This is a genomic window from Salinicoccus sp. ID82-1, assembly GCF_021991715.1.
Classification (GTDB): Bacteria; Bacillota; Bacilli; order Staphylococcales; family Salinicoccaceae; genus Salinicoccus; species Salinicoccus cyprini.
In genome coordinates this window covers 1-388 of the sequence record NZ_JAGFLY010000012.1, presented here as the reverse complement: position 1 = coordinate 388, position 388 = coordinate 1, and the positions used below count along the sequence as shown (strand labels likewise).

Below are 388 nucleotides of genomic sequence, written 5' to 3'. Positions count from 1 at the left end.
ATTTCGTTTGTCAAAATAAGCTAGACAGTTGCTGATCATCCATGTAACTCAAAAAGACTTCCAATGGTGTCCGGTAGTTCAATGATTTTCTCGGTATGTGGTTTCTTCTTGCAGCGACAGATGAGACAAAAGTCTGATCGACTGTGTTGAAATTCATGTCTTTGGGCAGTCCATCCTTTCTGAGCAGGCCATTGGAATGTTCATTCAACCCTCGTTGCGACGGTGTCCCCGGATCGGCAAAGTAGATGGACAGATCATTTCGATTGCTCATCGATTGCCAGTTGGAGAATTCCTTGCCACAGTCGAAGGTAATGGATTTAAATAGATTTTTCGGTATTCGGGTACACCATGTGTTGATGGCAGTCTCGATTGCCTGTGCCGTCCGGCC

At 45.4% G+C, this 388-nt stretch carries 1 protein-coding gene; it reads right to left on the bottom strand.

Annotated elements, in window-relative coordinates; genetic code table 11:
* Positions 1–10 precede the first annotated feature (10 nt).
* Positions 11–388, bottom strand: a 378-nt coding sequence (locus tag J4760_RS13215) for an IS30 family transposase (protein ID WP_237606045.1), incomplete at its 5' end; no start/stop codon positions are given.